Source organism: Microbispora sp. GKU 823, from assembly GCF_002027145.1.
GTDB lineage: Bacteria > Actinomycetota > Actinomycetes > Streptosporangiales > Streptosporangiaceae > Microbispora > Microbispora siamensis.
Genome location: NZ_MWJN01000197.1, coordinates 1 through 5,817, shown reverse-complemented (window position 1 = coordinate 5,817; position 5,817 = coordinate 1). Strand labels below are relative to the sequence as shown.

Sequence of the window (5,817 nt, the reverse complement as noted above, 5' to 3'; positions counted from 1 at the left end):
CCGCCTCTCCTGAATCGCCACCAGCCGTCCTCCCCCGCCCCCATCCTGAGACGTCTTCGCGGGCGGGTGGGAGGGCGCGCCATTCCTCGTCTGGTAAACCCGGTTTTCGGAATCGGCACGGCTTTTCGGACGGCGCGGGAGGCGGCCGAATAGGTCTCGGTTTGGGATTCGGGAACACGCCGGGCGGCAAATCACCCGTAAACTCTGGCGAGTGGACACGACGCTAACCGACCCGCTCGTGGGGCAGTTGCTCGACGGGCGCTACCGCGTCGAGTCCCGGATCGCCCGGGGTGGCATGGCCTCCGTATACCTGGCTCTGGACGTCCGGCTCGACCGCACGGTCGCCGTCAAGGTGATGCACCGCTCGCTGGCCGAGGACCCGCAGTTCGTGCGGCGGTTCATCGGCGAGGCCAAGTCGGTGGCCAGCCTCTCGCACCCCAACATCGTGCAGGTCTTCGACCAGGGCACCGACGGGGCGCACGTCTACCTGTCGATGGAGTACGTCCCCGGGCGGACGCTCCGCGACGTCCTGCGCCGGCGCGGCCGTCTCCCGGCCCGCGAGGCGCTGGAGATGGTCATCCCGGTGCTCGCCGCCCTCGGCGCGGCCCACCAGGCCGGGCTCATCCACCGCGACGTCAAGCCCGAGAACGTGCTGCTCGCCGACGACGGCCGGGTGAAGGTCGTGGACTTCGGCCTGGCCCGCGCGATCGAGGCGACCAACCAGACCAAGACCGGCATGATGATCGGCACGATCGGCTACATGTCGCCCGAGCAGGTCACGGCTGGCACGGCCGACGCCCGCAGCGACGTGTACGCCGCCGGGATCATGCTGTTCGAGCTGCTCACCGGGCGGCAGCCGTACGCGGGCGAGACGCCGATGTCGATCGCCTACCGGCACGTGCACGAGACCGTCCCCGCGCCGTCCTCGATCGTGCCCGACGTGCCGCCGCCGATCGACGCGCTCGTCGCCGCGGCCACCGACAACGGACCCCGCCGGGCGCCGCGACGCGACGGCGATGCTGGTCGCCGCGGTCGAGATCCACCGTACGCTGCCGAAGACCGGGCACACCGGCGCGCACGCCGCCCCCCACGGTGCTCAGGACACCGGCGCCCACAGCGGCGTACGGACGGGGGCGCACCGGACCATCCCGCCGGCCGGAGGGGCCTCGTCGTTCGGCACCGCGCAGCACGCGCTCGCGGAGCCCGAGTCGCCGCTCGGCCGGACGATGATCCAGCCGCGCTCTGAGCTGCTGACGGGCCGGCCCGAGACGCAGCGGCGCCGGGGACGCAGGATCAGGCCTGTGTGGTTCGTCGCCGCGCTGGCCCTCGTCATGGTGGCGGGCGTCGCCTTCACCGGCTGGTGGTTCTCCCAGGGCCGCTACACGAAGGTCCCCGACCTGGTGAACAAGCCCGTCACGGTCGCCAGGCAGGAGGCGCAGCAGGCCGGTTTCGAGGTCAGGATCGGCGAGGCGCGGTTCGACGACAAGGTGCCCAAGGACGTCGTCCTGGACACCGACCCGGGACTCGGCGCCGAGGTGGTCAAGGGCTCGGTGCTCACCCTCATCCCGTCGGCCGGCCCGGAGACGATCCCCGTGCCGAAGGTCGAGGGTTTCAGCCTGACGGACGCGCGGGCGAAGATCGCCGAGGTCGGGCTGACCCCCGGGCGGGTGAGCAAGAGCGCGAGCGACACCATCCCCCGCGACCAGGTCATCCGTACCAACCCGCCGGTGGGCAAGCGCGTCAAGAAGGGCAGCACGGTCAACTTCGTCGTCAGCGCCGGGCTGCTGATGCCGGACGTCATGCAGATGATGCGCGACCAGGCGGAGAAGTTCCTGCGTGAGAAGGGCTTCAACGTCCAGATCGACGAGACCGTCGACGACGCCCCGCCGGGCACCGTGATCGCGCAGGACCCTCCCGGAGGCGCCGAGGTGGTGGCCGGGGCGACCGTCCACCTGACGGCCTCGCGCGGCCCGGACCAGGGCTTCCACTGGCCGTGGGAGACCGACCCCGCCGACCCCAGCCAGAGCCCGCCCGCCGTCGTCAACGTGCCCGACGTGATGTTCAAGTCCGTCAAGGACGCCGTGGTGGAGCTGAAGGCGGCCGGCTTCAAGGTCAACGTCCGCAAGCTGGTGGGCACGGACCGCGTCGTCGGCGAGAAGCCGCTCGGCCAGCAACCGCCGGGCACCACGATCACCATCTGGCACTGACGCCCAGGCCGGCCATTCCGACCGCGGCCGTCGCCACGCCGGCCGCGCGGTTCTCCGGGACGCTCCGCGGTGGAGTGCCGTGCGACCGCCCGGCGGCGCTGTGCCCAGTCAGGAGCGTCAAGCGGCTCTGGTAATGATGCGAGGAGGGCCTGATCGGCGTCAGGCGGCGTCGGGGTCGGCGCCCCTGAGGATGTAGAGGTCGTCGCCGAACACCGCGGATATCTGAATCTCTCCGCCGAGCGCCTGCACGTAACGGGCTATGGCCTCGATCGTTGACACCTCACCACGCTCGATCTGCGAGACCCGGCTCTTGGTGACGCCCATGAGATCGGCGAGATCGGCCTGGGACAGACCCTGTGCCTTGCGGCGCTCGGCAAGCCGGTGGCCGTCGATATACGCCTGGTTACGCCGCCGTGCTTCGGCGACGGCCTCCTCCCCGCCGGACTCGGCGACGATGTCCGCCCGGACATCGCGCCACTTGGGAAAGTTGGTCATCACTGGCCCTCCTCCGCCTCGCGCTCCCTCAGATATTCCTCGTACAGCTCCTCGGCCTCGGGTATGGCGCGGCGATACCAGCCCGACCAGTCACCGGATTTGTCACCACCTGTAAGCAGGATGGCCGAGCGCCACGGATCGAACACGAACAGGATCCGAATCTCGGAACGGCCCGCGGAGCCTGGACGCAGTTCCTTGAGATTGTGAATTCTCGATCCTTCGATCCTGTCGACCAGCGGGCGGCCCAGCCCGGGGCCGACCTCGGCCAGTCTGTCGATGGCGTCGATGACCTGCGCCCGTGACCGGTCGTCCAGCTTGCGGATCCAGCCGAGGACGTCGTTGGTGACGCGGACCTCCCATTCCTCCATGTCGTGCGAGGGTAGAGAAAATGCTTCACCCCCGAGCATGAATCGTCAAGTCCGCCGTAACGACAGGGCTCAGGGGGTGAGGGTGCCGAGGAGGCGGAGGCGGGCGAGGCCGCCGTCGGGGTAGATGTCGAGCCGGGCATGGGTGATGCGGCGGTCGTCGTCGAGACGGAAGCGGTGGCGGGTGTCGGGCTGCAGGCGTGTCCTGGGCAGCAGCGGGAACCAGGCGGCCTCGTCCTCCAGCGGCGTCCGGTCCGCGTCGATGCCCTTCAGCGACGCCCAGCCGGGGGCGTTGAACACCAGGTTGGTCGTGTCGATCTCGGCGACGGCCACCCGGCCGGGCCCGGCCAGGGCGACGACGAGCCAGTCGTTGCCGCCGTCGCGGCGGCGGGCGGTCTCCCAGCCCTCGGCCTGGTTGCGGGCCAGGCCGGGCGCGAGGACGTTGTTCGGCGAGGAGTAGAACTCGTCGGAGCAGGCCGTCACCAGCCCGCCGTTCTCCAGCGCGGCGAGGTCGACGGTGAGGCCCTCCAGGAACGCCCGGTCGGGCACGACCCGCCCGTGGACGCGCAGCCGCGCGACGCCGCCGTCGGGGAAGATGTTCAGCCGCACATGGGTGAAGCGGCGGGGGTCGGTCACGGCGAACTCATGGACCGCGTCGCCCTTCAGCGGGCTCTTCGGCACGATCTCCACCCAGCCGTCCAGCTCGTCCGGCGCGGGGTGGCCCTCGGCCGCGCAGGCCTCCACCGACGCGTACGGCGGGTAGTTGCCGCGGAACCACGCGGTGTCCACGACCACGCCCCTGATGACCCCCGGCAGGCCGAGCCGCACGATCGCCCAGTCGTGGCCGGGCTCGCGCCGCCGCCGGGTCTCCCAGCCGTCGTAGACCTGGCCCTTGGCCCCGAAGGTGTGCGGCCGGAACTCGGCCGGTCCCGGCCTGATCAGGGCCTCCCGTTCGGCGAACGACTCGTCGTTGGCGGCCACGACCGACCCGCCGTACGTGCGCAGGGCGAGGTCGGGCAGGTGGGTGAAGCCGGTCATCGGGCCCTCCTCGTCAGCAGCCGGCCACGCGGCGTGGCGAGATCGACGGGCGTGCCGCGCAGCCAGGTGGTGCGCACGACACCCGTCAGCCGCGCGCCGTGGTAGGGGGACACCGGGTTGCGGTGGTGGAGCGCCGCGACGTCCACCGTGAACCCGGCGTCGGGGTCGAAGGCGACGAGGTCCGCGTCGTTGCCCACCCGGATCGCCCCCTTGTGGGGCAGGCCGGCGAGGCGGGCCGGTCCCTCGGCCATCCAGCGCGCCACGTCGGCAAGGCCGTAGCCCCTGGCGCGTGCGGCGGTCCACACGACGGGCAGGCCGACCTGGAGTGAGGAGATCCCGCCCCAGGCGGCGGCGAAGTCGGGCACCTTGAGGTCGGGCGTCGACGGGGAGTGGTCGGAGACGATCCCCATCAGCACGCCGTCGGCGAGCGCCCGCCACAGCGCGTCGCGGTTGGCGGCCTCCCGGATGGGCGGGCAGCACTTGTAGGCGGGCCCGGTGACCTGCTCGGCCGCCAGGGTCAGGTAGTGCGGGCAGGTCTCGGCGGTGACGCGCACCCCCGCCGCCCGGGCGGCGCGCAGCGGTTCGACGCAGGCGGCGGCCGACACGTGCACGATGTGCGCCCGCGCGCCCGTCTCCGCCGCGAGGGCGATCACCTGCTCGACGGCCCGGCGCTCGGCCTCCTGCGGGCGCGACCGCAGGAAGTCGTCGTACGCGGGACCGCCGGGCTCGGACAGCGACCCGGGGTCCTCGGCGTGCGCGATCAGCAGGCCGTCGAAGGCCGCCACCTCCGCCAGCGCGGCCCGCAGCCCGTCGCGGTCGAGCGCGGGGAACTCGTCGACGCCGACGGGGACAGGAAGCACTTGACGCCCATCACGCCGGCCTCGTGCAGGGGCCGCAGGTCGGCGAGGTTGCCGGGGATCGCGCCGCCCCAGAAGCCGACGTCCACGTGGCACCGGCCCTCGGCGGCCTTCCGCTTGACCTCAAGCGCCGCCACGTCCACGGTCGGGGGCAGCGAGTTCAGCGGCATGTCCACGATCGTGGTCACGCCCCCGGCCGCCGCCGCCCTGGTGGCGGTCGCGAAGCCCTCCCAGTGGGTGCGGCCGGGCTCGTTGACGTGCACGTGGGAGTCGACCAGCCCGGGCAGCAGCGGCAGGTCGCCGAGGTCGGCGGACTCCTCCGCCGCGACCTTCTCCTCGTACGGGCGCAGGGCCGCGATCACGCCGCCGCGCACGGCGACGGCCAGCGGGCGCTCCCCCTCCGGGGTCACGGTCCGCCGGGACCTCACCACCAGGTCGTACGGTTCCCCCACGCGCCACTCCTCATGTCGTGAGATGTCCGGCGGCGATCCGCGCCGCCAGCCGCTCCAGCAGCGGCCCGGCCTCGGCCACGCAGCGGCTCACGTCGGGCTCGATGTCGGTCAGCGCGTACGCCGCCTCGATGCCGGCCGCCCTCAGCTCGTCGTCGCCGACGGTGCGCCGCCCGCAGACGGCCACGACCGGCACGCCGTGCTTGGCCGCGGCGGCGGCCACGCCTACGGGGGTCTTGCCGCGCAGGGTCTGCTCGTCGATCGAGCCCTCGCCCGTGATCACCAGCCGGGCGCCATCCACGTGCCGGTCGAACTCCACCAGATCCAGCAGATAGCCGATGCCGGGCCTGATCTCCGCGTCGAGGAACGTCAGCGCGCCGAAGCCACCCGCCGGCGGCGCCCGCAC

Annotated in this window: 6 protein-coding genes and 1 pseudogene; 2 read left to right on the top strand and 5 right to left on the bottom strand. The window is 72.5% G+C overall.

What is annotated here, in order from left to right; genetic code table 11:
* The first annotated feature begins 211 nt into the window (after positions 1 to 211).
* Together B1L11_RS55680 and B1L11_RS55675 are read left to right on the top strand one after the other, a co-directional pair.
* Complete coding sequence (locus B1L11_RS55680) at positions 212 to 1,246, top strand: protein kinase (RefSeq protein WP_079321032.1); 1,035 nt, start codon at positions 212 to 214, stop codon at positions 1,244 to 1,246.
* Entirely contained in the window at positions 1,227 to 2,207 is a 981-nt protein-coding gene (locus tag B1L11_RS55675; protein ID WP_079321031.1) for a Stk1 family PASTA domain-containing Ser/Thr kinase, read from the top strand. Before B1L11_RS55680 ends, B1L11_RS55675 begins: the two co-directional genes overlap by 20 nt.
* 159 nt (positions 2,208 to 2,366) lie before the next feature.
* Here B1L11_RS55675 and B1L11_RS43760 read toward each other — a convergent pair whose 3' ends face one another.
* The 5 genes and pseudogenes from B1L11_RS43760 to B1L11_RS43740 form a co-directional block, all read right to left on the bottom strand.
* Positions 2,367 to 2,702, bottom strand: a complete 336-nt coding sequence (locus B1L11_RS43760) for a helix-turn-helix domain-containing protein (RefSeq protein ID WP_079321033.1) — start codon at positions 2,700 to 2,702, stop codon at positions 2,367 to 2,369.
* Positions 2,702 to 3,070, bottom strand: coding sequence for a type II toxin-antitoxin system RelE/ParE family toxin (locus B1L11_RS43755; protein ID WP_079321030.1), 369 nt, complete (start codon positions 3,068 to 3,070; stop codon positions 2,702 to 2,704). The genes B1L11_RS43760 and B1L11_RS43755 overlap by 1 nt, the downstream gene beginning before the upstream one ends.
* A 69-nt stretch (positions 3,071 to 3,139) precedes the next feature.
* Positions 3,140 to 4,105 carry an allantoicase gene (gene alc, locus B1L11_RS43750; protein ID WP_079321029.1) on the bottom strand — a complete coding sequence of 322 codons (966 nt, stop codon included), beginning with the start codon at positions 4,103 to 4,105 and terminating at the stop codon, positions 3,140 to 3,142.
* Positions 4,102 to 5,414 (bottom strand): annotated as a pseudogene (allB, locus tag B1L11_RS43745) (allantoinase AllB). Before allB ends, alc begins: the two are co-directional and overlap by 4 nt.
* A gap of 10 nt (positions 5,415 to 5,424) precedes the next feature.
* Positions 5,425 to 5,817: glycerate kinase (locus B1L11_RS43740; protein ID WP_143737987.1), on the bottom strand; the 393-nt coding region annotated here is incomplete at its 5' end.